20 protein-coding genes and 3 tRNA genes are annotated in these 24,888 nt (G+C 43.1%); 11 read left to right on the forward strand and 12 right to left on the reverse strand.

The window, feature by feature from the left end; translation table 11 throughout:
• Positions 1 to 323: 323 nt before the first annotated feature.
• The 5 genes from ACS8E3_RS07000 (at position 324) to ACS8E3_RS07020 (ending at position 3,926) form a co-directional block, all read left to right on the forward strand.
• Complete coding sequence (locus ACS8E3_RS07000) at positions 324 to 1,526, forward strand: pyridoxal phosphate-dependent aminotransferase (RefSeq protein WP_439242642.1); 1,203 nt, start codon at positions 324 to 326, stop codon at positions 1,524 to 1,526.
• A 323-nt stretch (positions 1,527 to 1,849) separates the two neighbouring features.
• Positions 1,850 to 1,925: transfer RNA gene (locus tag ACS8E3_RS07005), tRNA-Asn, on the forward strand.
• Positions 1,926 to 2,223: 298 nt separating this feature from the next.
• Positions 2,224 to 2,299: transfer RNA gene (locus tag ACS8E3_RS07010), tRNA-Asn, on the forward strand.
• Between the two features lie 263 nt (positions 2,300 to 2,562).
• On the forward strand, positions 2,563 to 2,895 hold the full coding sequence (locus ACS8E3_RS07015; RefSeq protein WP_439242644.1) for a CopG family transcriptional regulator: 333 nt from the start codon (positions 2,563 to 2,565) through the stop codon (positions 2,893 to 2,895).
• Positions 2,896 to 3,191: 296 nt separating this feature from the next.
• Positions 3,192 to 3,926 (forward strand): hypothetical protein, encoded by a 735-nt coding sequence (locus ACS8E3_RS07020; protein WP_439242646.1) that lies wholly within the window; start codon positions 3,192 to 3,194, stop codon positions 3,924 to 3,926.
• A gap of 129 nt (positions 3,927 to 4,055) precedes the next feature.
• Here the strand turns inward: ACS8E3_RS07020 and ACS8E3_RS07025 are convergent.
• The 3 genes from ACS8E3_RS07025 to ACS8E3_RS07035 all read right to left on the reverse strand — a co-directional run bounded on the left by ACS8E3_RS07025 (position 4,056) and on the right by ACS8E3_RS07035 (position 7,421).
• Positions 4,056 to 4,146, reverse strand: a tRNA-Ser gene (locus ACS8E3_RS07025).
• Positions 4,147 to 4,217: 71 nt separating this feature from the next.
• A complete protein-coding gene (locus ACS8E3_RS07030; RefSeq protein WP_439242648.1) occupies positions 4,218 to 5,378 on the reverse strand; it encodes a type I glyceraldehyde-3-phosphate dehydrogenase in 1,161 nt (386 codons plus the stop codon).
• 96 nt (positions 5,379 to 5,474) lie between these two features.
• On the reverse strand, positions 5,475 to 7,421 hold the full coding sequence (locus ACS8E3_RS07035) for an AAA family ATPase (RefSeq protein WP_439242650.1): 1,947 nt from the start codon (positions 7,419 to 7,421) through the stop codon (positions 5,475 to 5,477).
• A 265-nt stretch (positions 7,422 to 7,686) separates the two neighbouring features.
• Between ACS8E3_RS07035 and exaC the strand changes: the two genes are divergently transcribed.
• Entirely contained in the window at positions 7,687 to 9,213 is a 1,527-nt protein-coding gene (gene exaC, locus ACS8E3_RS07040; protein ID WP_439242651.1) for an acetaldehyde dehydrogenase ExaC, read from the forward strand.
• A gap of 140 nt (positions 9,214 to 9,353) precedes the next feature.
• Positions 9,354 to 9,683 carry a DUF779 domain-containing protein gene (locus tag ACS8E3_RS07045; protein WP_439242653.1) on the forward strand — a complete coding sequence of 110 codons (330 nt, stop codon included), beginning with the start codon at positions 9,354 to 9,356 and terminating at the stop codon, positions 9,681 to 9,683.
• Positions 9,684 to 9,809: 126 nt separating this feature from the next.
• On the opposite strand, the gene ACS8E3_RS07050 is transcribed toward ACS8E3_RS07045, so the two are convergent.
• The 5 genes from ACS8E3_RS07050 to serS all read right to left on the reverse strand — a co-directional run bounded on the left by ACS8E3_RS07050 (position 9,810) and on the right by serS (position 16,128).
• Positions 9,810 to 10,520: a pirin family protein gene (locus ACS8E3_RS07050; RefSeq protein WP_439242655.1), complete on the reverse strand. Its 711-nt coding sequence runs from the start codon at positions 10,518 to 10,520 to the stop codon at positions 9,810 to 9,812.
• A gap of 222 nt (positions 10,521 to 10,742) precedes the next feature.
• The gene (locus ACS8E3_RS07055) at positions 10,743 to 11,063 is read right to left on the reverse strand and encodes a hypothetical protein (RefSeq protein WP_439242657.1); all 321 of its coding nucleotides are present in this window, start codon (positions 11,061 to 11,063) and stop codon (positions 10,743 to 10,745) included.
• 497 nt (positions 11,064 to 11,560) lie between these two features.
• Positions 11,561 to 12,310 (reverse strand): DUF3239 domain-containing protein, encoded by a 750-nt coding sequence (locus ACS8E3_RS07060; RefSeq protein WP_439242659.1) that lies wholly within the window; start codon positions 12,308 to 12,310, stop codon positions 11,561 to 11,563.
• A 192-nt stretch (positions 12,311 to 12,502) separates the two neighbouring features.
• On the reverse strand, positions 12,503 to 14,512 hold the full coding sequence (gene tkt, locus ACS8E3_RS07065) for a transketolase (RefSeq protein WP_439242661.1): 2,010 nt from the start codon (positions 14,510 to 14,512) through the stop codon (positions 12,503 to 12,505).
• A 329-nt stretch (positions 14,513 to 14,841) separates the two neighbouring features.
• Positions 14,842 to 16,128 carry a serine--tRNA ligase gene (serS, locus tag ACS8E3_RS07070; RefSeq protein WP_439242663.1) on the reverse strand — a complete coding sequence of 429 codons (1,287 nt, stop codon included), beginning with the start codon at positions 16,126 to 16,128 and terminating at the stop codon, positions 14,842 to 14,844.
• 488 nt (positions 16,129 to 16,616) lie between these two features.
• Between serS and ACS8E3_RS07075 the strand changes: the two genes are divergently transcribed.
• Both ACS8E3_RS07075 and ACS8E3_RS07080 read left to right on the forward strand, forming a co-directional pair.
• Positions 16,617 to 17,276: a YcxB family protein gene (locus tag ACS8E3_RS07075; protein WP_439242665.1), complete on the forward strand. Its 660-nt coding sequence runs from the start codon at positions 16,617 to 16,619 to the stop codon at positions 17,274 to 17,276.
• 341 nt (positions 17,277 to 17,617) lie between these two features.
• Positions 17,618 to 18,106 (forward strand): Dps family protein, encoded by a 489-nt coding sequence (locus ACS8E3_RS07080; RefSeq protein ID WP_439242667.1) that lies wholly within the window; start codon positions 17,618 to 17,620, stop codon positions 18,104 to 18,106.
• A gap of 122 nt (positions 18,107 to 18,228) precedes the next feature.
• Here ACS8E3_RS07080 and ACS8E3_RS07085 read toward each other — a convergent pair whose 3' ends face one another.
• From ACS8E3_RS07085 to ACS8E3_RS07095, 3 genes are all read right to left on the reverse strand, one after another.
• On the reverse strand, positions 18,229 to 18,963 hold the full coding sequence (locus ACS8E3_RS07085; RefSeq protein WP_439242669.1) for a DUF2057 family protein: 735 nt from the start codon (positions 18,961 to 18,963) through the stop codon (positions 18,229 to 18,231).
• Between the two features lie 73 nt (positions 18,964 to 19,036).
• The gene (hda, locus tag ACS8E3_RS07090; protein WP_439242671.1) at positions 19,037 to 19,840 is read right to left on the reverse strand and encodes a DnaA regulatory inactivator Hda; all 804 of its coding nucleotides are present in this window, start codon (positions 19,838 to 19,840) and stop codon (positions 19,037 to 19,039) included.
• Between the two features lie 166 nt (positions 19,841 to 20,006).
• Positions 20,007 to 21,113, reverse strand: coding sequence for an AI-2E family transporter (locus ACS8E3_RS07095; RefSeq protein ID WP_439242673.1), 1,107 nt, complete (start codon positions 21,111 to 21,113; stop codon positions 20,007 to 20,009).
• Positions 21,114 to 21,426: 313 nt separating this feature from the next.
• On the opposite strand from ACS8E3_RS07095, the gene purM reads away from it, so the two are divergent.
• On the forward strand, positions 21,427 to 22,476 hold the full coding sequence (gene purM, locus ACS8E3_RS07100; protein ID WP_439242675.1) for a phosphoribosylformylglycinamidine cyclo-ligase: 1,050 nt from the start codon (positions 21,427 to 21,429) through the stop codon (positions 22,474 to 22,476).
• Positions 22,476 to 23,165 (forward strand): phosphoribosylglycinamide formyltransferase, encoded by a 690-nt coding sequence (gene purN / locus ACS8E3_RS07105; protein ID WP_439242677.1) that lies wholly within the window; start codon positions 22,476 to 22,478, stop codon positions 23,163 to 23,165. The genes purM and purN overlap by 1 nt, the downstream gene beginning before the upstream one ends.
• Before the next feature lie 122 nt (positions 23,166 to 23,287).
• On the opposite strand, the gene ACS8E3_RS07110 is transcribed toward purN, so the two are convergent.
• A complete protein-coding gene (locus ACS8E3_RS07110; protein WP_439242679.1) occupies positions 23,288 to 24,667 on the reverse strand; it encodes an NAD-dependent succinate-semialdehyde dehydrogenase in 1,380 nt (459 codons plus the stop codon).
• Positions 24,668 to 24,888 lie beyond the last annotated feature (221 nt).

Consider the following 24,888-nt stretch of genomic DNA (forward strand, 5'->3'; position numbering starts at 1 on the left):
AGTTTATAATAGCTAAATAATAAACATAAAAAGTGACGCTATTGTTGTAACTTCGCAAACGTTAGATAAGTTTGAGCTATCAACAGTGCTCATTTATGCATATTTAATAGACCCTAAAAACATTAAATTTTCTGTTACTAGTGTGGTAGGACAGCTTACTATTGACATGCTACAATAAAGCCGCTATTCGCGCTTATTAGAGCGTATTGGCACAGCATTAACTCTACTTTTATCATCATACTTTCAAATAAGACCATTTAATATTTAATAATTACCTTTCTATCTAACCTTTATTTTTTAATAAGACTTAATAAGGATTTTTTATGAGCGAGCTGCAACTATCTGACCGCGTTAATGGCATCAAACCTTCACCAACTCTTGCTATTACCAATAAAGCCAAAGAGCTAAAAGCGGCTGGTAAAGACATTATCGGTTTGGGTGCAGGCGAGCCAGATTTTGATACCCCAGAGCACGTCAAGCAAGCGGCTATTGAAGCGATCAATGATGGCTTCACTAAGTACACTGCTGTTGACGGTACGCCTGAGCTAAAAAAGGCCATTATTGAGAAGTTCAAGCGTGATAATGACATCAGCTATGAGCCTAATGAGATCTTGGTATCGGTAGGCGGCAAGCAGTCGTTCTTTAATTTAGCGCAAGCCTTTATTAATCCAGGCGATGAGGTCATCATTCCAGCGCCGTACTGGGTCAGCTATCCTGACATGGTACTTATCGCTGAAGGTAAGCCGGTCATCGTGGAATGCCCTGCGGAGCAAGACTTCAAAATCACCGCCGAGCAATTAGAAGCCGTCATCACGGATAAAACCAAAATGCTCGTGCTAAACAGCCCCTCTAACCCTACTGGCATGATCTATACTTTAGACGAGCTAAAAGCGTTGGCTGAAGTACTGAAGAAGCATCCGCAGGTTTATGTAGCTTCAGATGATATGTATGAGCACATCCGCTGGACGGGTGATAAGTTCTACAATATCTTAAACGCCGCTCCTGAATTAAAAGATCGCGCTATTATTCTAAATGGCGTATCAAAAGCTTATGCGATGACCGGTTGGCGCATCGGTTATGCAGGCGGTCCTGCCAAACTGATTGGCGCGATGAAAAAAGTGCAATCGCAGTCGACCTCTTGCCCAACCTCTATCAGCCAAGTGGCAGCGACTGCCGCTATCAGTGGCGATCAGAGCGTATTAACGCCGATGGTAGAAGCCTTTGAGAAGCGCTGCGACTTAGTTGTCGATGGTCTAAATGCTATCAAAGGTATCACTTGCCTGCGCCCAGACGGTGCTTTCTATGTCTATCCTAATATCAAGCCTTTGATTAAAGCGGCTGGTCTGTCTTCGTGCACCGAGTTCTCAGAATGGCTACTAGATAAAGTCGGCGTAGCGGTAGTACCTGGCGATGCTTTCGGTCTAGGCGGCTTTATGCGTATCTCTTATGCCACTGATGAAGCGACCTTAAAAGATGCGTTATCGCGTATCGAAAAAGCGGTTGCTGATTTGGATGTCGCAGAGTAATTAGCGAATCTAAAAACTAACAGCATTTAGAGATTTTAATAATTAGCAAAAGACGTCCAACTGCAAGCATAGCTCTTATTTTGCGGACGGGTAAAGCAGTGCTTTGCTTGTACCGTCCTCAGGGCGTCTTTTTCGTTGCTGAGCACTAGCCTCTAGAAGATACTCAGCACTAATTTTGCTGATTTACCTAAAATTTGCATTAAAAAATAAAAAAGGCTTGACCTATTTTTTATCTTTGCTAGAATACGCTCCACTTAGCAGCAACTCATTGTCTAAATAAGTCGTTGTTAAGCTCGTTATGAGAATAAACACTCATAGCTTATTCCTCAATAGCTCAGTTGGTAGAGCGTCGGACTGTTAATCCGTGTGTCCCTGGTTCGAGCCCAGGTTGAGGAGCCAAATTTTTTGACTTTTAGTCAAACGTTAGTTATTAGCAAATACTTCAATAACTAATGGATTTTTTTTGAATCACCTTTGATTCAATTATGGCATTTGCCAAGACCCTCATCTTTTTGATGAGGGTTTTTTTATGGCTGATACCCTATATTTTTAGAGCCTTCACACAAGGTTTAAAGAATTTAAAAATATTTCGCTTAAAGGTTGACAGCCCCTAGCGACTTGGCTAAAATATGCCACACATAACGCGAACTGCTTTGGTAATTATTACAAAGCCAGATTAATTGTTATGACCTTTTATTCCTCAATAGCTCAGTTGGTAGAGCGTCGGACTGTTAATCCGTGTGTCCCTGGTTCGAGCCCAGGTTGAGGAGCCATATTCTATAAAGAGGCCTTCATCATGATGTGATGGGGGCTTTTTTATGTGCGCTATTTTTATGGCTTAGCTATTTTTTTGAGCCATTTTATTGTATGGTAAGACAGATAGCTTGTTTATACAGATGGCGTGTTTTAGAAAGCTTTTTTGCTAGTGCTTATGACTACTATAGGCTCACTGCTATTATTAGTGCTGCACACTATAAAGTTAGCTATCGCTTCTCTTAATATTTTTATCCCTACTCACTAAAAGTAATGGTTTATTATGATACCTGTACGCATAAAAAATAAGTTCTCTGACCACCCACAAAAAGTCATGCGTCCGATTAGCATTCGCCTCTCTGAGGAAATGATTGAGCTATTACAGTCTACCTCTTCAGAGCTCGGCTTCAAACGTATTCAAGGGCTAATTCGCCTATACATACGGCAAGGATTAGATCGCGACCATCAGGACTATACTTTAGCGCATGACGAGGTGTTCATTGAGACCTTACGTAAACGCGGCGTTAGTCAGCGTATTATCGATGAGGCTATTGTAGTGACTCATAATAACAACATCACTCACCCCTTATCTGAGCTACAAGATAAGGATAAATAACGATAGCTACTCTTATCGTGAGTCGATATCACTAACGCCTGTTCAGATACTCAAAAGCTAAGTTTGCTTAATCGCGCTTAGCTTTTTTTATATAATATTTTTGCTAATATATCTTTAGAACGACACCCTCTAAACGCCACTCTTTTTTCTGATTTCTCAGATTCTTTATCACAAAGGGCTTTTGATAAGCAAAGATAATTAAGCCCACAGCGGACATAAACAAGGTATATTAAAGCTAATCAGACTTCATTAATTTGAAAATAATAACTATCTGTCTAGACGCTATAAGGAGAGAGATGATGAACAAGAGAAAAATAAGGAAGTTAGCAGTTGTACTATTAACGGTATCACTAGGCATGCCCGTCATCAATGGCTGCTCGATGCCGCAAAATGATCCAACCAAACAAACCATCCCTACCGACTCTGACCAATGGCAAAAAAAGCTAGGTAAAACTTTTGAACAATTATCTGAAAGCGATAGACAGCTACTGAGCCGCTATATGCTGCGCATGAAACTTAGTGATGCTTATGATTCAGGAGCTATGCCGCGCACGACAATTAGGCAGGCTTTGTTACAACAGCGCGAATACGAACGCTTGCATCCTAACAACCCGACTGGCGAGAAAAGTCCTGTAGTGGCAACGAATCAGACCACCGGTATCAACGCCCAGACTTATCCTATAGCACTATTACCCGTTAAAACCAGCGATAGCGATAGCCTAAATCAGGTCAAGTTACAATTTATACTCTCCAACCATGGCGACACTCCTATTGAGAGCTTTAAGGGTTCGTTATTGATGAAAGATGCTAATTTAAAGGAAGGCAAAGCGTTCAATGTTCCTTTGACTCAATTTGCCACTCCTATCGAGCCTGAACAGTCAGGTAAGATAATTATCGAAACGAGTATCGAGAATATCAATGTCATGCGCGCTATTAGAAACGCACAAGATGTGACGATAGAAATTAATGAAGGGACTTTGACTCTTACTGATGGACAAATATTCGAATTCGATAAAGCATTAGAAAAATAATCGCTACCAAATACAATGATATTACCGAAAGGTTAAATACGTTTATAAAACATATATTCTTAAAACGTAGCCATAAAAAAAGCCCTTATCCATTAAGATAAGGGCTTTGTCGTTCATATAGAACAAATTTGGCGGAGACGGAGAGATTCGAACTCTCGAAGGGCTATGAACCCTTGTCGGTTTTCAAGACCGGTGCATTCAACCGCTCTGCCACGTCTCCTTAGGTGCAACATTATAGCGACCTCAAATAAAAATGCAATAGCTGAATCAAAAAAAACTATATTATTTTCGTCATAGGCGTTTCTTGCGCGCGCAGACGTTTGTGTGAGCCAAATGCAGGCACATATCTAGCAGTCTATTAGCATAACCCCACTCATTATCGTACCAAGCAAATACTTTGTATTGGTCACCCACTTGCATCAATTGCTGACCATCGATAATCAGCGACTCAGGCTGATGGATAAAATCGCTAGAGACTAAGGGCTCATCGGTATAGGCCATAACTCCCATTAACGACCCTCCACTAGCTGTTTGGAGGGTTTTTCTTATCGCTTCAACACTGACCGCTGCACTTTCAAAGACAAAAGTGACGTCAATAGCGGCGACATCAATGGTAGGCACCCGAATAGAATGACCATTAATCTTACCAACCATAGCAGGCAATACGCGCTCAGTAGCTGCGATACTACTAGAAGTGGTTGGGATAATGTTGTGCCCAGAAGCGCGCGCACGTCTAAGATCGCGATGTGCTTGATCAAGCACCGTCTGATCTGCGGTAACCGCATGTATCTCCGTCATCATCGCTGAGCGCACGCCAAAGGCTTTATCTAAAGTGGCAATCAAAGGCACTAGCGCCTGAGTGGTACAAGAAACGCTTGAAACAATAGGGAGATCATTGGTCAACTGCTCAGCATTGACGCCCATCACAATGCATGCCTCGACATCATCAAAAGGAGCGGCGCCAATAATGACTTGCTTCGCTCCGGCCTCAATGTGCCGATAAGCCTGCTCATAAGAGCGAAAGTGGCCGGTACACTCTAGCACGACATCGATAGCCAAAGTCTGCCATAACAACTGCTCAGGATTGGCCTCTGCGAGCATACGAATACAGTAGGTACGAGCCTGTTTCGTGATACAAAGTTGAGCGCCAGTGTCGATATTAGTGACAATCTCAGCACTAACGCCAAGATGACTCAGCCGTCCATGAGTGCTATCGAACCTAAGTAAGTGCAACAGCGTATCGGCTGGCGCTAAATCATTGATAGCCACCAAATGAATGGTATTACCAAGCACCTCAAAGCGCTCTATCAGCGCGCGTAGTACGTTGCGCCCTATACGCCCAAAACCGTTGATGGCGACTCTGAGCGGCCGTTTACGCACGCTCGTACCTTCTATTGAGCTAGCATTGGTCTGGGGAGTTTTGTTTTGACTCGTAGGCTTTACATCAGACATAAATAATATCGCTATAAATATAGAAGATAGAGTGATTTTAGGGAGTTAGGCTGACGACTGAACTTAAGAGGATGCTAAAGTAGCATTGCATATAAACTAAGGCGTAATAAATATCAGCGCTAAACGTATCGTATTATAATCTATCGTTTGCTTGAGCTGCTCATAGATAGGCTTGAGCTTGATGCTACCATCATCATTGAAGTCATTGGGATTATTAGCGACTTTTATGGCAACATAAGCATTACCAACGGCGGTCATAATCTCATCATCAGGCCGTAGATGATCACAAGCCAGACTCGGATCTTGCGCTTTTAGCTCGCTGATATGACGCATGATCGTCGACTGTGCTAGCTCTCGGGCTTGCGCAATCTCAACAATAGATAGGCTCTCCTCTAACAATACCTTGGTGGCTAGCAGAGTTGCCTCAGACTTATCAGCAACTTGATTACCAAGCTTTTGCTTTTTGTCCTGCTGCGCCTTATCTTGCTCGCGGCGTCTTTTTTGTAGCTTAGCATAGGCCTCAATTACTGCCTGACTAGTAGTACCGCCTGATTTGAGCACAAACTTATCATGACTTTGTTGTAGGCTTTTTTCATCGAGCATGGCATAGTTAGCGTCTGCTTCAGCAGAGAGCTCTAAAAAGCGCTTATCTGCGCCGCGAGCGAGCGGATCTAGCTGCAAGCTCATGGTATTCATACCCAATAGCTTAAGCCCATCTAGTGACTTGAGGCGCGATAAAGCGACATAGCCTTGACCTAACTCAAAAGTGCGCGACAGATCAATCTCAGCGGCATCTAAAGTCATGCCTTGCGATTTATGAATAGTAATCGCCCATGCCAGACATAATGGCACTTGCTCATAACTGGCTAGCACGTCGCCGGTCTCATCTTCGATGATCCACTCTTCCGGTTCAGCGATGACTTCTCGCCCTGAATTCAGCCTAACCACTGGCATTTTTTGCGCGGATGAAGACTTATCTTTTGTTTTGGCTTTTTTATCCTTATCTGCTTTTTTATTATCACTCTCATTGTCATTATCATCGTCAATAATCGTATCATCTTCGGCTATATCTGCTTTAGCATCGTTTTTGGCTTTATCTTTAGCCTTGCTATCGTCTACTTTTACCGCCGCAAAGCCAATCAGCTCACCCATGGTGCCGTTTGATACCCCAAGCTCATTATTATTCTTGATAAACATCACCTTAGCGCCAACTTTTAAGATTAGCTCATCTTGCGTGCGTACGGTCTTCTTTAAGGTATCTACTAGTTTACTCTCACCGGCAGATGAGGCTTCAAATCGTCTCATCTCACCCTCTAGTGCTGCAAGCTCTTTGTCGTTGATTTTATTAACGTTGAGATTATGGGTATAAAGCCGGGTACGCTTAATGTCGACGTTTTGATCAAAGGTGTTCTCAAGAGCCGCAATCGCTTCAAAGCTGACGTCTTGGCGGCGGATCTGATTAAGGATATCATCTAAATCTAAACCGCCATCCGCGGCCGCGCTCACTTGCCGATGCTGCTCAGATAGATAACAGATATGAAAGCCTGCATCAAGCCACGCCTGCGACATAAAGGCGAACTTATCCCGATTACTCTCGCCTTTGCTGCCTATAGGGGGCAGCTGAAAAAAATCGCCGGCGACAATCACTTGAATACCGCCAAAGGCACTGTCGTTTTTGCGGACGTGTTTGAGTACTTCATTGACTAGATTTAACTGCTTGGCATGCAGCATTGAGATCTCATCAATAATAAGTACCGCGGTTTCTTTGAGTCTATCAGCCAAAAACTGCTTGCGTGCCAAGTTACTTAAGTCACGCTCGGACAGCTCATCTTTGATACCGATGCCCGACCAGCTATGAATGGTAGTGCCATTCATATGGGTAGCCGCAATCCCAGTACTCGCCGTCACCGCCACTGGTACTCGCCGCGCACGTAAGTAATGGATATATTGATTGAGCGTATAGGTTTTACCTGAGCCTGCTGAACCGGTCAAAAAGACGTTTTGGCCGGTTTTTAGAATATTAAGAGCAGAAGATTGACGCATAAACCTAGACCAATTAACAAAGGATGAAAGAGGCTCGATAACCGGCTTTGAGACGATAAGGAGCCAAATGTTTGGCAGCAATTATAACAGCTACGCAAGCTTTGCAAACTATTTTAACCAAGCAACCTTAACAAACCAAAAGTTATGCAAGCATAAAACTATTATTATTAAAAGTTGCTATCGCTCTTCGCAAAAGCTCAGTACGATATGAGAATAGCTTTAGCTAGAATCAGGAAGATTAACTCACTATAAAAAGGAAAGCTTCATGTTATATGATACCCCTAATACCGAAAATAGCCCTGTTCAATTTCGCGACAAATACGATAACTTTATCAATGGCGAGTGGACCGCGCCTACCGATGGCGAATACTTCGATAACCCAAGCCCTATCGATGGCAAAATCATCTGCCAAGTAGCACGCTCAAAAGAAGCGGATATCGAAAAGGCGCTCGATGCCGCACACGCCGCCAAAGATGCTTGGGGTAAAACCAGCGTCACTGAACGCGCTAATCTGCTACTAAAAATCGCCGATCTAATGGAAGCGAACCTGGAAGCGATCGCTATCGCTGAATGTTATGAAAACGGTAAAGCAGTACGCGAAACCTTAGCCGCCGATATCCCTCTAGCAATTGATCATTTCCGCTATTTTGCCAGTGCTATCCGCGCGCAAGAGGGCGGCATCAGTCAAATCGATGAAGACACCGTCGCTTATCACTTTCATGAACCGCTAGGCGTCGTCGGGCAAATTATCCCCTGGAACTTTCCAATTCTGATGGCGGTATGGAAGCTGGCCCCTGCTCTAGCTGCTGGTAACTGTATTGTCTTAAAACCCGCTGAGCAAACCCCCGCCTCTATTTTATTTATGTTAGAGACCATCGGGATTGCCGATATCTTGCCAAAAGGCGTCCTCAACGTGGTCAATGGTTTCGGTGTTGAAGCTGGTAAACCGCTAGCCTCCAATCCGCGTATTAATAAAGTCGCCTTCACCGGTGAAACCACCACTGGTCGCCTTATCATGCAGTACGCCAGTGAAAATATCATTCCAGTTACCTTAGAGCTGGGCGGTAAAAGCCCTAATATTTTCTTCGCTGATGTCATGGATGAGGATGATGACTTCTTGGACAAAGCCGTTGAAGGTCTGGTGATGTTTGCGCTCAATCAAGGTGAGGTCTGTACTTGTCCTTCACGCGCGCTGGTGCATGAAAGTATCTATGATGAGTTTATCAAGCGCTGTATTGAGCGGGTCAAAGCCATCAAAATGGGTAATCCACTCGATACCGACACCATGATTGGCGCGCAAGCCAGCTCAGATCAATTAGAGAAAATCCTATCCTACCTCGATATCGGTAAAAAAGAAGGCGCAAAAGTCTTAGTTGGCGGTGAACGCGCCAAACATGACGGCGATCTTGGTGATGGCTACTATGTACAGCCGACTATCTTTGAAGGCACTAACGACATGCGCGTGTTCCAAGAAGAAATCTTTGGTCCGGTACTCGCGGTTACTACCTTTAAAGACGATGAAGAAGCGATGAGTATCGCCAACGATACGTTATACGGTCTTGGCGCTGGCGTATGGACCCGTAGCGTGCATAAAGCCTATCGTTTCGGGCGCGGTATTCAGGCCGGACGCGTGTGGACCAACTGCTATCACGTTTATCCTGCGCATTCCGCATTTGGCGGTTATAAGCAATCAGGTATCGGACGCGAGAACCATCTAATGATGCTCGATCATTATCAGCAAACCAAAAACATGCTGGTGTCTTATAGTCCTAAAGCGATGGGCTTCTTTTAATCGTGTCACATAGTTTTAGATAGAGTTCATCATCTACTAGTCATTATCAAGATGCAATCTATCGTCAGGTAGATTGCATTTTTACTTCTAAAAGATGTATTTGTCAACAAACTCAAAATAGTAGTAATAAGGAGAACATTATGAAACTTGAAGCGACAGAGTCATGCATCGAATTAATCGAGTTATTAAAGTCCAAACACGGTGAGCTGATGTTCCATCAGTCAGGTGGCTGCTGTGATGGTAGCTCGCCAATGTGCTATCCGCTAGGTGAGTTCAAAACTGGCGCTCAAGATGTGCTCGTCGGTGAGCTAGCGGGCTGCCCGTTCTATATGGGTAAGGCGCAGCATAAGCTGTGGCAACATACTGACTTAACTATCGATGTAGTCGATGGTCGCGGCGCTAGCTTCTCGCTGGAGATACCTGAAGGCAAACGCTTTATTGTACGCTCAGAGGTGTGCGCGGTGGAGTAAGGTGTTGACACTCTCTTCAAGCTTAAGCCATATAGCGACGTTGATAACGGTCTCACCTAGGATACCTTTAAAGCTGGACATCAGAGACATAAGGATTTATCCGAAAAATAAAAAACTAATACCACATTAGAAAACAGGAACTTCCATAACCAGTATTTGAGCATTAGCAACGACATCCATCGCAAACTGACTTGCCTCAGTAATACCAAAACCATCACGTGGCTGTAAAACTTGATTATTAATAAACACCTGACCTGAGATTACAAACACGTAAGCGCCATTGCTAGAGTCATTAAAAGTATAAGTTTGTGTCGCGCCTTGATCAAATTCACCCACGCTAAACCAAGCATTTTGATGTATCCAAACCCCAGCGTCATTACTATGTGGTGAGAGTACTTGATTAAACTGATTGCGATTCAGTAGTTCAATTAAGCTAAGCTGTTGATAGCGCGGTGTGACGTTTTTTTTATTCGGCTCAAGCCAGATTTGTAGCAGCTTAACTGGAATATCTTGATTAGCATTACTCTCAGAGTGTACTACTCCTGACCCTGCTGACATCACCTGTATGTCACCTGCGTTTATCAAGCTTTTATTACCCATATCATCTTCATGAATAAGCGCGCCTGTTAGCGGAACGGTTACTATCTCCATGTTGCGATGCGAGTGCGAGCTGATACCATGACCGCCGTCAATATGATCATCATTAATAACTTTGAGTGCGCCAAAGCCTACTCGCTCGGCATCATAATAATCAGCAAAGCTAAAGGTGTGTTTAGTTTTGAGCCGGCCATGATGCGCCCCGCCGCGTTCATTCGCTGGGTGATAAATGGTTTTCATAATCTCCTCAAAATACGACTTAATCAGTCCGTCATAAACAATATTGCTAAACAAGACAAAGGTTTACGCTCGCAATAAAAAATCCAACCCTAAACGCTTAGTTTCAACGTTTAGAACTGGATTGGTAATAGAATAGAATGTCAAAACTATCTCTACAGATGCTCTTGGTTATTTAAAATAATTTGTGGCCTAAAAGCTTACAATTCCATTCTTCTAAAACCTTTAGTATTGCCACGGTTGGTCTTGCTCTATGCCGGCTTTGTCTATCTTATTTCTTTTTTTCTGAATCTTGGTATCTATTTTTTCTTGCTTCTTTAGCGCTTTTTGGTTGATATCGTCTATCAAGCCTTGGATCTTCTTATCCACTTTGTCTTGCTCTTTTTGACGCACTTTATCAACCTGAGCTAACTCTTTTTGACGCGCCTTATCTACTTTATCTTGCTCTTTTTGGCGCAGTTTATTGAGCTTACTGAGCTGTTTTTTGGCCTTTTTACTTAAGGTAATTTCATCTTGCGCTTGGTTGTTAGCAGACTTATTCGACATGATAACTCTCCTTAATCAGGTTATATAGGATATCTATACACTTGATAGTAAGCCAGTACGCTTGCCTAATCAACGTGTCAATACAAAACCGGTACACGTCCTTAAGCTCCCTGTAGATCGGCAAACTAGAGATAATATTGATTCTTGATCACTATAGAATCTAGAATTAAGCTTGGTTAGAACTGAAAACTAGTCCATATTAATTATTTCGCAATGCTTTTAAGAGCAGAGCGACAGCATGTAGATTGAATGGAACTTGCGACACCCAACATTCTAATTCAATACTATAAAATCCTATTTAAAAAATTTCCCTTGCGTGCCTTGAGAAGGAATAAGCCAAGCACTGCTTTGCCCGACGCAAGACAAGAACTGTGCTTGCAGTTAGCAGTGCTTTTATTTTTTCGGCTCTCAGGTCTCCTTCAACACCACCCCTCCCTATCTTTTTGAATATTTAGTAGTAGCCGAAATGTACAAACCATTTGTAGAATTAAGCGTTTTTAAATAAAAAACTCTAATGCTTTTAAAATAGCTATAAACACAACCACGCTGATAATAATTTTTGTCAGGTTTATACCTTCACGCCCTTCTTCAAGCTCAAGACGATTTAGAACATTTAGGGAGTCATTCGATACCTCATTCCAACTACTATCCTCTTTTCCAACTTGGTACAAACCTACCTTGTAAGGCTTTTCTAACTCTAACAAGTACTTTTCTAGCTGCTCCCACTGTTCATCTGGGTAGCTCTGTATAGCTAATTCAATAACTTTTGGGTCAGCTGTAGCATAAGATAAGGGAATTGGGTTAAAGTTTATCCAATGTGATAAAAATTCATCTGATGAAGCAGTATAAAGGGCAACAGTTGGAATCCTGTCACCGATGTTCACATTTTTTAATGAATTGCGTTTTGTTATCTTTATAACTGGGAAGTAACCATAGCCTTTACTCAAGTCTCCATTTACAGCAACGAGAGTAGGCTTAGTCCCAACAACGATACCGCCGTTCGAATGACCGCTTAAGAAGTGCTCTTTTTTGTTTATCCAATAGTAAACATTTATAATAACTGCTATAACAACAACGAATAAATATACGGTATCGATAATCACAGTAGCTAGTAGCGAGCAAACTAAAAGCAAGATTAATGAACCTACAGCTATCTTATTATGACGAAACCATACCCGTTTTTTGAGTTCTGCATTACCCGGGTTTGAAGCGACAGTGTCGTTATCAACTGTAAAATTATTCTTCACTAGATATTCCTTCCACGCTACAGGGCTTGTTAACAAGGTTTTAAAAAGCTATTTGGATGTTTTCACATCTCCAAACAGTAATCTAGAGAATAGTATTCTAAATATAAAAAAAGAGCCACCAGAATTATCTAGTGGCCCTTCTCAGTATAATACTATTGTGAAATGCTGGGCTAAACCAGCCTACAAAACTTTTTACACCAAACTATTTACCGCTTCAACCACCGCATCCGCGGTAATACCAAACTCTTTATACAAGTCACTCGCAGGCGCAGACTCACCATAAGTGGTCATGCCAATGACTTTACCGTCAAGGCCGACAAACTTATACCAGTAGTCCACATGCGCGGCTTCGACAGCGACACGAGCGCGGATATTAGCCGGCAATACTGACTCGCGGTAATCAGCGTCTTGCTCCATAAAGATCTCAGCACAAGGCATAGAGACCACACGGACTTCAAAGCCATTTTCGCTAAGCGTTTTATGTGCGTCCATAGCAAGGCCAACTTCTGACCCTGTGGCGATGATGATTGCTTGTAATCCTTTATCACTAGCCCCTTGCTCTTTAGCTAGGACATAACCGCCTTTAGCGATATTAGCGACTTGTTCGCTATCACGAGATTGATGCGGCAAACCTTGACGACTAAAGATCAGTGCGGATGGATTGTTCTCAGACTTAATCGCTTCTACCCAAGCGCTAGCAGATTCAGTCGCATCACACGGACGCCAAGTACGTAGGTTTGGCGTAGTACGTAGGCTAGTCAACTGCTCAACAGGTTGATGCGTTGGGCCATCTTCCCCTAGACCGATTGAGTCATGAGTATAGACATGAATAATACGCTGCTTCATGAGCGCACCCATACGTACCGCATTACGCGCATATTCCATAAACATCAGGAAAGTAGCGACGTAAGGAATAAAGCCACCATGGAGCGCGATACCATTAGCAATCGCAGTCATACCGAACTCGCGCACACCGTAGTAAATATAGTTGCCATCAGCGTCGGTCTCAATCCCCTTGGCATCTTTAAAAAGAGTTAAGTTTGAACCTGCTAGATCTGCTGAGCCACCCATAAGCTCTGGTAATAGTGGCTGCAAAGTGTTGATCGCATTCTGACTGGCTTTACGACTAGCGACATCACCGCCCTGCTCTTGGGTTTGTTGGATATAGTCTTTTGCTTGGCTGTCAAAGTCATCGGGTAGCTCGCCGTTGAGGCGCCGTTTTAGCTCGCTTGCTAACTCTGGATAAGCTTTTTTATAGGCGGCAAAGGTGGCGTCCCAGTTCTTTTGCATGACATCGCCTTTGGCTTTGCCATCCCATGCTTCATAAATCTCATCATCTAATTCAAACGGCGCGTGTTTCCAAGCAAGCTCATCACGAGTTAAGGCGATTTCGTCATCACCAAGCGGTGCACCGTGGCTAGAAGCTTTGCCTTGTTTATTTGGACTACCAGCACCAATTGTAGTCTTACAAATGATTAAGCTTGGCTTAGTCGTTTCATTGATCGCTTGCTCGGTAGCTCTAGTAATAGCATCGGTATCATGACCATCGACTTTGATCACTTGCCAGCCATAAGCTTCAAAGCGCATTTGTGTATCATCGGTGAACCAGCCTTCAACATCACCGTCTATAGAGATGCCATTATCATCGTAGAAGAAGACAAGTTTACCAAGTCCTAAGGTACCTGCGAGCGAGCAGACTTCATGGCTGATGCCTTCCATCAAGCAACCATCGCCCAAGAATGCATAGGTATGATGGTCGATGACTTCATGACCGTCACGGTTGAACTGAGCGGCTAAGGTTTTCTCAGCGATAGCAAAGCCTACTGCGTTTGCAATACCTTGACCTAGCGGACCCGTCGTGGTCTCAATCCCTGGCGTATAACCTAGCTCTGGATGGCCAGGCGTTTTAGAATGCAGCTGACGAAAGCCTTTTAGATCGTCAACGCTGACGTCATAACCTGATAAATGCAGCAAAGAGTAGATCAGCATCGAACCATGGCCATTTGATAACACAAAGCGATCACGGTTATGCCAGTTAGGATCCGCAGGGTTGTGCTTCAAAAACTTGCGCCATAATACTTCGGCGATATCAGCCATTCCCATCGGTGCACCAGGATGTCCAGAATTGGCTTTTTGCACCGCATCAAAAGATAGTACGCGGATGGCATTGGCAAGTTTACGTTCATTAATTGGGGTAGGCATAGCAGGTCCTAATATTCGGATGAGAAGTCGAGAAGACAAAAGGAAAAGCGTTTGGGTAATAAGATTAGAGCGTAATAAATACTCTCAATAATTAGAGAAACAAAAAGATATTTGAGTCATCGGCAATATTAACATATTTGCGATAGCCCTATCTAAAAATGCACTGACAGCAGCGTTTGCATTTCGCAATCACTCCTATTAGTTTTATTAAACGATAGACATGTAGATAGATCAGATAGGCACAATAGACACATAGGATAAATTGCTACTCATAAGCTGCAAGTTCATTTAACTATTTGCAGCTCGCAGCTTATAGTAGCAATTGATACTTAAACTGCAATTGTCTCAGTCCCGCCCATAAACGGACGCAATACTTCTGGAATAGTGATACTGCCATCGGCGTTTTGATGGTTTTCCATTACCGCAAGCAAGGTACGGCCAACGGCAAGTCCTGAGCCGTTTAGAGTATGGGCAAGGCTAGTTTGTTTGCCGTCTTTAACCCGCGTACCCATACGGCGCGCTTGGAAGTCGCCACAGTTTGAGCAGCTTGAGATTTCACGGTAGGTGTCTTGGCTGGGTAGCCACACTTCGATGTCATAGGTTTTTTGCGCGGCAAAGCCCATATCGCCCGTACACAGCATAACCGTACGATACGGCAAATTAAGCTGCTGTAAGATATATTCCGCCTGTTCGGTCATCGCCTCTAAAAGCTCGTCTGATTGCTCGCTTGTGGCAATATTGACCATCTCAACTTTTTCAAACTGATGCTGGCGTATCAGACCGCGAGTATCGCGACCATGCGAGCCGGCTTCACTACGAAAGCAAGGCGTATGCGCAGTAAACTTCAGCGGTAGCTCTTTAGCCTCTAAACGCTCACCGCGTACCAAGTTAGTCATCGGTACTTCGGCAGTCGGTATCAAATAGAAGTCCGTGCCTTCGTTATTGGTATGATTGGTCAATTTGAACAAATCATCTTCAAACTTAGGCAGCTGACCTGTGCCTTTTAGGCTCTCAGAATTGACGATATAAGGCACATAAGTCTCAGTATAACCATACTTGACCGTATGCGTATTGAGCATAAACTGAATCAGCGCGCGATGCAGCTGCGCTAATTGTCCTTTTAACACATTAAAACGACTGCCCGTAAGCTTAGCTGCCGCTTCAAAATCAAGCATACCTAGAGTTTCCCCGATATGAGTATGATCTTGGATATCAAAATCAAACTCACGCGGGCTACCCCAGCGGCGTACTTCTACGTTGTCATCCTCTGATTCGCCTACCGGCACATCGCTAGCTGGCAAGTTCGGAATCTGTAGCGCCGCTTGATTAATGCGCTCTTGCAAAGTACGCAGCTGGTCTTCCGCCTCCTTGATCTCAGCGCTGACGCTTTGCATCTCAGCGAGTAACTCACTGGCATCTTCGCCTGACTTTTTTAGCGCGCCAACCTGCTTAGCGCCAGCATTGCGACGCGATTGTAGCTCTTCTGTTCTGACTTGCAAAGACTTACGCTCGGACTCAATCGTTTGCCAAAATTCTATGTCTAGCGCAAACCCGCGCGTGGTCAGCTGCTGCTGTAAATCGGTCAAGTCGCCGCGTAGGAGTTTTGGGTCTATCATAGTAGTGGCCTGTAGCGCTAAGGGGTGAAAAAAGGTAAAAATGAGATAACAATAAATAGTGGCTATAATACCAAGACCGAGCTGATTTGACCATGCCCGCAGATAGCTTTTGTAAGCGCTATTTCGCCCTCTATTATTATCCTATAGCCAATCCACTTTAAAATAAATACAGCGCTACTGGGATAAATTTTACGCAGCATCGAAGAAACGCAGCATGCAAGTAAAACTTATCCCAGTAGTACGTTGTCATAGCTGTACACTTTTTATTTAGGCTTCACTATATGACTTCTCTAGTTATAGTGTTTCTTTTAGAGTGGCTTTTCGGTAAGATAAGCGCATAGTTTTATTCATCTAAGTCAACTTGGCATAGACATTATTGCTCATATTTTTTGATAGTAGCAACTACTGCTATCAACAAAAGTTAATGCCAACCTGTTTACTTAACCCTCTCTAATCTAACGCTTAACATGAGTCTCTGAGAACCTTTTATGGCCCTGTATCCCTATACGCTGCAACCTGTCGCCCTCAATTTGACTGAAGCTGAATTTCAGCAAGCCCAATATGAGCTATTTACCAATGCTAGCCCTTCTTTTGGTCTAAAAAGTTTAAAAATGAAAGAGTGGATCATTATAGGGATAGTCGTCATCTTAGCAATCGCTGGGCTAGTGTTCTTGACAGGCTACTCGACGATCATATTTTGGTTGATGCTGGTGTCTGTTGTTATCTATTTACTTGTCCGCACCCTCGGGTTTAAATGGTACGTCAAAAAAGAATTTGAAAAACAAGTGGCGGCGCAAGAGATGCCTGATGAGATGCGCCAAATGAAACTTGGCGTACAAAAACACGGTTTAGTGATGGCGATGCCAGCCAACCAACCTGATCTCATGCAAAATCCACAAATGCGTGGTATGCAAATGCGCGCAGGCTCTACTCAGCAAGCGGTCATCCCTTGGAGCGCAGTCAAAAGCTGGGATGAGACTGATGACTATATCTTTGTAATGTTTGAGATGAAAGGTCAGCAAGGCAGTCAGATTATTCCTAAGCGTCTAACCACGCAGAAGTTTCCCATTGATACGGTACGTCAACATCTGCAAGAAGTCGTTCCTACTCGCGGTCTAAACCCTGAAAGCTTACAGCCTCCTGCTTAGCCTATTAGCTATACTATTTATAATTATAGATGAGTTATATTATAGTTATAGATGAGTTATAGTTAAGAATAAGTATTATAGTTATGAACAAGTATAGCTTGTTTATGTTTTATAAAATAAATCATGTTGGTTTGTTTAATTCACTTAACTTATTAACATCCCTTTGCTATGATAGGAGTCATTGAAGAGATAGAGGTTAGCAGACGAGTTTTGCTACTGTTTACTTAATAAGATCAAATAATTTTGATTAAAAAAGTAAAGGTGAATCATCACTGATGACTTTTAATCATATTTTATTTACAGTTCTCTAAAACTAACACTCACATTAAAAGGATAATATTATGAGTAATAAAGACAATACTACTAATCAGATTGGCTTAGAAAGAGCTGACATGAGCGCTGTTGTTGAAAAACTAAACAGCTTGCTATCGAGCTATCATATGTTTTATATCAACGTGCGCGGTTATCACTGGAACGTCAAGGGTGAGCACTTTTTCTCATTGCACGAGCAGTTTGAAGATCTGTACACTAACCTACAAGTAGAGATCGATGAGATCGCTGAGCGTATCTTAACTTTAGGTAAGACACCATTGCATGCTTATAGTGATTTTGCGCAGCATACTAGCATTGAAGAGGACAAAAACGTCCATGATGGCAATAGCTGTGTTAAAGGTGTGGTCACTGGCTTGCAAACGCTCATCGAAGAACAGCGTACAGTATCAGCACTAGCAGAAGAAAGCGATGACCAAGGTACCGCTGATTTGCTTGATGAGTATGTGCAACAACAAGAAAAGCTAGTTTGGATGTATAACGCGTTTTTAGGTAAATAGTCTTAGGATAGATAGCGTTAACTGATCAGCTAAGCAAAAAAAGCACCTATATATAGGTGCTTTTTTATGTCTAAATTTGGCTGAATGATCGCTGATTACAATAGTTTACTGACTGAAACAGCTTACTCTTGTACCCATTGGCGTATTTTTGCACGCTCGGCAGGTGTTGCTTGAAGCCATAACTGCATGAAAGTATCTAGCGTATTAGTCGTTCGTGCCGATTGGCTTACCGCAGCTGGTGCTACGCTATAAGTGTTGGTGGCTACCGTGCCTGTATTCACTCTTGCCGGTTGTGGCTTGGCGGCAGGTGCAGGCTGATCGATAGCGGCGATAGCGCGTTGGTTTTGCATCTGTGCATCTTCGCCACCGCCAAATACTCCACCGATCGCTTTACTTAATCCAGCAAATATACCACCGTTGTTCCCAGCCACGCTTTGTTGACTGGCGATAATAGTATTGTTTTGTTGGACGGCAAGCGTTGGCTGCTTTGCATAATCTTTGGCAGCGGCATACTCTTCTGGCTGGTTTGGCATAGTCAAACGATAGGTCTGATTGTCCGCCATTTCAGCCACGACACTGACATTACCCGAACGCAGATAATCATGCTCATCGCGAGGCAACCTGTAGAGGCGATCATACTTAGCCGTTATCGCATGCTTGCCTGGCTGCAGCGTGAAGCTCTTAGTCAAAGGCTGAAAAGCACCTTGAGAAATCTCTTGCCCATTAATTGCCGTGACCTTAATATTGTCGTCCACTAACAGCGTCACGTCGGCATAAGTGAGCATAGATACTGAGCTTGCAGCCATCAGTACAGTACCGACGGATAGTTTTTTGCGTAAAGAGGCTGAGAGTGTCATAAGGTATCCTATCGATAATAAAAAGTATTTTGTAAGATGAAATGTTTTGTGAAATAAAAGTCCGGTTGTAAGTTTAAAAGTCGAGTGGCATCGTCTGATTGTCATCAATCGCCGCTTGACTATCGACTTGAGTTTCTTGACTGATATCGGCCAGCTCAGCGGCTAAGGTTTGCTCATCAATCGTACGCAGGGCATCGCTGATGACCGCTTTTGAGATATTGCTGCGGCCTAAGTTTGAAAACATAGGCTGTATGTAATTGAGCACTTCCATCATCGCGCCAATACGATGAGGGCCTTCTGTGAGCAAATGATTGAGAATTCGCTCATCAAATTGCCAGCCCCGCCGGCGCAAAATAGATTCCAGCAGCGCTTGACGATCGACCAACTCATGACCATCAGGGACCTTAAAACTTGGCGCTTGCGACAACCTAGTAAGTAGATCAGTCAGCTGAAACGGTAGCTTACTAGCAGATTGGTTGGCGGCAAATAATAACTGACGTTGGCCTTCTCGGCTACGGTTGATCAGATGAAACAAAGCCTCTTGCCACTGAGTGCTATGCTCTAGAACGTCTAGATCATCGATAGCGATAACATCAAAATTCTCTAGCGAGGAGAGGACATTGACATCGGTATTGACTAATTCGTTAAGCGAGAGGCAAATGGCTGACTTATCAATATCAATAAACGACTCACAGATGGCAGATAATAGATGCGATTTGCCGGTAGCAGGACTACCAAATAGGTACAGCTGACCTATCAGGCCGACATGGAGCTGCCGCACTGCATCAATGATAGACATCCAACCGGGACCTGAAAAGTCGCTGAGACTCGCATCATGCTTAATGTCCAGATTGAGACTTAGCTGTGCTTGGGCCATAGATCGTCAACTTAGTTTGGGTAACACAGTAAAACGGTATTGAGAAACCATATATTTAAAATTGTGTTATAAACACTGCGCCTATATATACCATATTTCTAAAATGACTGACAAGTGCTTTACCCGTTTTAGCCGTGGCAAAGAATGATTTGTTTTTAAAATAAGATCATTCTCTTTTGAATAGATCCAGCTGGACGCGGCCTTTATAAAAGTTAGTGGTTCGATAATAAGCATATAAATGTCTAAATAGTACGTTGATTACCGCTGATACTGGCAGCGCAATAAGCATACCAACGAAACCCAATATACTTGCCCCTGCTAATACCGCAAAGATAACCCATAGTGGCGATAGACCAATTTTATCACCTAACAATAAGGGCTGCAGCACATAACCTTCAGCTGCTTGGCCTACCAAAAAAGCCCCTACAATCAACGACAGATAAAACCAATCAAAGCCAAACTGAAATAGTCCAGCTATGATGGCAGCAATAAAGCCCAAACCAAAGCCCAAATATGGTACGAAGCTTGCTATACCAGCCACCATACCAATAGTTAGTCCCAACTCTAAACCGATTAGTTGCAGCTGTACAGCATAAATAGCGCCCAATAACACCATAACCAAAAGCTGTCCTTTGATGAACTCCATTAAAGCGCGATCACACTCTTGAGCAATAGCAATCACTTTTTTGCTATATCCTTTCGGAATGGCCATCTTCCAAGTATGAATACGTTGATCCCAATTGAACAAAAAGTAGAACGTCAAGATAGGTACCAATACAATTAAGCCTGCATTATTGACAAACCTCATCCCTGAGGAAAGAATTTGGCTCATCCATGTGCTAGCATCAGAGATATTGTAATGAGTCTGCATATAACTGACCAAGGTTTCAGAAAAACCTTCGATCTGCAAAGCTGGCAGTAGTATATTGGTATTGTTAACCACCCAGTCGCGAACCACATCATTATACCAACTCAAAATCCTTGGTAAATACTCCCAAGCCGCCTGCAACTGGTACCACAACGTCGGTATTAACCACCACAGTAATAGTGCCATTCCCAGAGTAATAGTGGCATAAACTACGATAATAGCAATCCAGCGTCTAACGTACTTGCTTAACCTCTTAACTAAAGGATTAAATAAATAAGCCAGTACAAAGGCAACGAAAAAAGGGATGATGACGGGCAACATCAGTTTCAATAAAAACAAAGCTATAATAATAATGACGACGATAAATAGACGTCGAAAAAAAGGATCTATATGCTGAGATGTCATTATTAGTGATCCTACAAGTAAGAGAAGGTTAATGAGCTTATGTGCGATAAAAGTTAAAATGCCTAATGATAAGAACTTTCATAAGGACTTCTGAAAGCTAAGACTGATATTATCGCAAAGTAACCATAAAAAGCGGTGAACTTTTTGTATCGACTACTCCTTCGACACTTATCGCTATTTTATAAGAAATATAAGGCTTTTATGGAGAATATTAGCAAGTTGCTTTGCGAGAGTGGCCTATTTTTGGGTATAATGCGCACACAAAAATTGTTTTATCTTATTTAGTTCAATATACCCCAATTGTGAGATGACCATGAGTGACAAGCCTTCTTTAAGCTACAAAGATGCTGGCGTTGATATCGATGCTGGTGATGCGTTAGTCCAACGTATCAAGTCCGTGGCTAAAGCCACTACCCGTCCTGAAGTAGTTGGCGGTCTTGGTGGTTTTGGTGCCCTATGTCGTATCCCTACCGGCTATACCTCACCACTACTTGTCTCTGGTACTGACGGCGTCGGCACTAAGCTCAAGCTGGCACTACAGCTTGATCGTCACGATACGATTGGTATTGATCTGGTCGCTATGTGCGTAAACGATCTACTCGTATGCGGAGCTGAGCCCTTATTCTTCCTAGATTATTATGCGACGGGCAAGCTCGATGTGGATACCGCAGCTACGGTCGTCAGCGGCATTGGTGAGGGCTGTAAGCTTGCTAACTGCGCCCTTATCGGTGGTGAGACCGCTGAGATGCCAGGGATGTATCAAGACGAAGACTATGATCTCGCAGGCTTCTGTGTCGGCGTCGTTGAAGAGGCGGAAGTCATCACCGGTGAGCATGTCAGCGAAGGCGATGTGCTGATTGCACTGGCTTCTAGTGGCGCGCACTCCAATGGCTATTCACTAGTCCGTAAAGTCATAGAAGTCAGTGGTATCGATGTTAGCACTAGCGATGAGCAGCTAGACGGCCAGCCTATTCAAGATGCCCTAATGGCACCGACTCGTATCTATGTCAAAGCTATTAAAGCGTTGCAAGACACGCTTGGTAGCTCGGCCTTACATGCAATGTCGCATATTACTGGTGGCGGCTTAACAGACAACTTACCACGAGTGCTACCGGATAATTTGGCCGCTAGTATTGATACGAATAGCTGGCAGTTCTCAGAGCTATTTACCTGGCTACAAACCCAAGGTAATATCGCCCAAAGCGAGATGTATCGTACCTTTAACTGCGGCGTCGGCTTTGTGATTGTCGTACCAAAACAACAGGCTGATAAAGCTATTGAGATCTTAAACGATAATGGTGAACAAGCTTGGCAACTCGGTGAAATGGTGAGCCGCGCTACTGACGCGGTCGTTTATCGATAATGTCAGATTCATCTTTGGGCCAAAATAATAAACCATTACGAGTAGCCGTTTTAGTCTCAGGTAGTGGTAGCAATCTGCAAGTATTAATAGACACTATGCAGTCAGGCGAGCTACCTATAGAGATAGTCGGCGTCATTAGTAATCGCGAGGATGCTTATGCGCTAACTCGCGCCAAAGAGGCCTCTATTCCAGTAGCTTTATTATCCCATGTTGCTAATGGCAAACGCATGGGCATCAAAACTTTTGAGACGCATGCAAATGCGCAGCTGCAAGACTGGCAACCTGACTTGATTGTCTTGGCTGGGTTTATGCGCGTATTGAGTAGCGATTTTATTCAGTATTCTATCGCCCCAATGATAAACTTGCACCCCTCCTTGCTCCCTGTTTACAAAGGGCTTGATACTCATCAAAGGGTAATTCAGGCGGGCGAACGTCATCATGGCTGTAGTGTCCATGTGGTTACTGCTGAGCTTGATGCGGGTACTGTTTTGACTCAAGCTTTATTGGAAGTTAATCCCAAAGATACTGCTGATAGCTTGCAAAAACGTGTACAAAAACTTGAGCATCAATTGCTGCCTTGGACGATTTTGCTTATCGCTAAAGGAGTATTGACCCTCAACATCGATTCTTCAAAAAATGATGATAGCTATTTGCCAGCGCTACCATTAACGCTGTTTATCGATCAATAAAAACAGCATCTAACTTAAAATAATGACATACATAATAAAAGCCCAGTCACTCAATATATGAATGACTGGGCTTTGTATTGTTTAGCACTGGGTTGTTCTAGTTTTAAACCCTTTATATGCTATTAGCTTTTATGTACATGCAAGCCTTTGATATTGACAAACTCTTTGATACCGAAGCCACCATGCTCGCGGCCATGACCTGAGTTTTTCACGCCACCAAACGGTAGCGCCGGATTTGCTAGACCATAACCATTGATATAGACCATACCGGTATCAAACTGCTCACTAGCTAGGCGAATGGCTTTATCTTCGTCTTTAGAGAAGATAGCGCCGCCTAGACCATAACGACTGTCATTGGCGATACGCATAGCATCGTCTTGATCTTTTGCGCGGATCAATGAAGCGACTGGGCCAAACAACTCATCATCATAGGCCGGTTGACCTTCCTTTACGTTCTCTAAAATCGTGGCTGGATAAAAGTTACCTTTACCTTCTGGTAGTTTACCACCAACTGAAATCGTAGCCCCTTTCTTGACACTCTCTTCAACTTGCTCGTGTAATTTCTCTTGCAAGTCTTTACGTGCTAATGGGCCGATATCAGAGCTGTCGTCCATAGGATCACCAGTTTTGGTGTTCGAAAACTTCTCAACAATACGATCGCGGAACTCATCATACAAGCTATCGACAACGATGAAACGTTTCGCTGCAACACAAGTCTCACCATTATTAATAAGACGCGCTTGCGTACAAGTCTCTACAGCAAGATCTAAATCAGCGTCTTCAAGCACAATAAAGGCATCATTTGAGCCAAGCTCTAACACAACCTTTTTGAGGACTTTTGCCGCTTGTTGACCAACAACTTTACCTGCATCATCACTACCAGTGAGTGTAACACCGCGCACTTTATCGTTGCCGATCAAAACCTCTGATTGATCATGATCAATCAAGATCGTACGGAATAGATCATTTGGCAGATCAGACTCATGAAAGATTTTTTCGATTAATAAGCCAGAGCCTGTCACATTAGCGGCATGCTTTAATAAAATACTGTTACCCGCCATCAAGTTAGCAATGGCATAACGAAATACTTGATAAGCTGGAAAGTTCCAGGGTTGCATACCATAAATGACACCGATCGGCTGATAAGTGACGATACCTTTTTTCATATTTTCGATATCGCGTACATCATCTGCAAGAGCGGTAACGCCTTTCTCTGCCGTGAAGTCACAAATTCCTATGCACAAATCTACTTCGCTTAAACTTTGATTATAAAGCTTACCACGCTCTTCAGTCATCAGTTTTGATAACTCTTCTTTATATTTGGCTAAAGTTTCACCAATAGATTTAATCACTTTGGCACGCTCTTCATGACTTGTTTTGCGCCATTCCAGAAATGCTTCATGTGAGGCATCAACAATTTTGTTGACCTCATCGTTAGTCATATAGTTATATTCTTTAATATCTTCGCCCGTTACTGGGTTTACCGTAGTAATATCTGCCATGATTCATTATCCTTATTTTGTTATTAATTTCTAAGAGTATTATTAGCTGGAAACCTTTGATTGTTCAATGGATCAGCCAAACAACATTAATCGATTATAAAATGGTTTAAAGAGCTTTTCTTCTCCGAGTCTTTTTCAATCTGAAGATCACAGAAGTAAAATATTAAATCTTTAAGCACTATTTAATTGATGATTTTATAATAACAAATAATTAGCCGTGT

The organism is Psychrobacter sp. 2Y5, from assembly GCF_051847375.1.
Taxonomy (GTDB): domain Bacteria; phylum Pseudomonadota; class Gammaproteobacteria; order Pseudomonadales; family Moraxellaceae; genus Psychrobacter.

What these genes read in the sequence shown, in the direction of transcription:
- tkt (WP_439242661.1), bottom strand. Translation starts at nt 14,512, where the DNA reads ATGCCTACCCCAATTAATGAACGTAAACTTGCCAATGCCATCCGCGTA.
- ACS8E3_RS07030 (WP_439242648.1), bottom strand. Translation starts at nt 5,378, where the DNA reads ATGTCTGATGTAAAGCCTACGAGTCAAAACAAAACTCCCCAGACCAAT.
- hda (WP_439242671.1), bottom strand. Translation starts at nt 19,840, where the DNA reads ATGGCCCAAGCACAGCTAAGTCTCAATCTGGACATTAAGCATGATGCG.
- ACS8E3_RS07095 (WP_439242673.1), bottom strand. Translation starts at nt 21,113, where the DNA reads ATGACATCTCAGCATATAGATCCTTTTTTTCGACGTCTATTTATCGTC.
- ACS8E3_RS07015 (WP_439242644.1), top strand. Translation starts at nt 2,563, where the DNA reads ATGATACCTGTACGCATAAAAAATAAGTTCTCTGACCACCCACAAAAA.
- purN (WP_439242677.1), top strand. Translation starts at nt 22,476, where the DNA reads ATGTCAGATTCATCTTTGGGCCAAAATAATAAACCATTACGAGTAGCC.
- ACS8E3_RS07075 (WP_439242665.1), top strand. Translation starts at nt 16,617, where the DNA reads ATGGCCCTGTATCCCTATACGCTGCAACCTGTCGCCCTCAATTTGACT.
- ACS8E3_RS07110 (WP_439242679.1), bottom strand. Translation starts at nt 24,667, where the DNA reads ATGGCAGATATTACTACGGTAAACCCAGTAACGGGCGAAGATATTAAA.
- ACS8E3_RS07045 (WP_439242653.1), top strand. Translation starts at nt 9,354, where the DNA reads ATGAAACTTGAAGCGACAGAGTCATGCATCGAATTAATCGAGTTATTA.
- ACS8E3_RS07085 (WP_439242669.1), bottom strand. Translation starts at nt 18,963, where the DNA reads ATGACACTCTCAGCCTCTTTACGCAAAAAACTATCCGTCGGTACTGTA.
- ACS8E3_RS07000 (WP_439242642.1), top strand. Translation starts at nt 324, where the DNA reads ATGAGCGAGCTGCAACTATCTGACCGCGTTAATGGCATCAAACCTTCA.
- ACS8E3_RS07080 (WP_439242667.1), top strand. Translation starts at nt 17,618, where the DNA reads ATGAGTAATAAAGACAATACTACTAATCAGATTGGCTTAGAAAGAGCT.
- ACS8E3_RS07050 (WP_439242655.1), bottom strand. Translation starts at nt 10,520, where the DNA reads ATGAAAACCATTTATCACCCAGCGAATGAACGCGGCGGGGCGCATCAT.
- purM (WP_439242675.1), top strand. Translation starts at nt 21,427, where the DNA reads ATGAGTGACAAGCCTTCTTTAAGCTACAAAGATGCTGGCGTTGATATC.
- serS (WP_439242663.1), bottom strand. Translation starts at nt 16,128, where the DNA reads ATGATAGACCCAAAACTCCTACGCGGCGACTTGACCGATTTACAGCAG.
- exaC (WP_439242651.1), top strand. Translation starts at nt 7,687, where the DNA reads ATGTTATATGATACCCCTAATACCGAAAATAGCCCTGTTCAATTTCGC.
- ACS8E3_RS07055 (WP_439242657.1), bottom strand. Translation starts at nt 11,063, where the DNA reads ATGTCGAATAAGTCTGCTAACAACCAAGCGCAAGATGAAATTACCTTA.
- ACS8E3_RS07035 (WP_439242650.1), bottom strand. Translation starts at nt 7,421, where the DNA reads ATGCGTCAATCTTCTGCTCTTAATATTCTAAAAACCGGCCAAAACGTC.
- ACS8E3_RS07020 (WP_439242646.1), top strand. Translation starts at nt 3,192, where the DNA reads ATGATGAACAAGAGAAAAATAAGGAAGTTAGCAGTTGTACTATTAACG.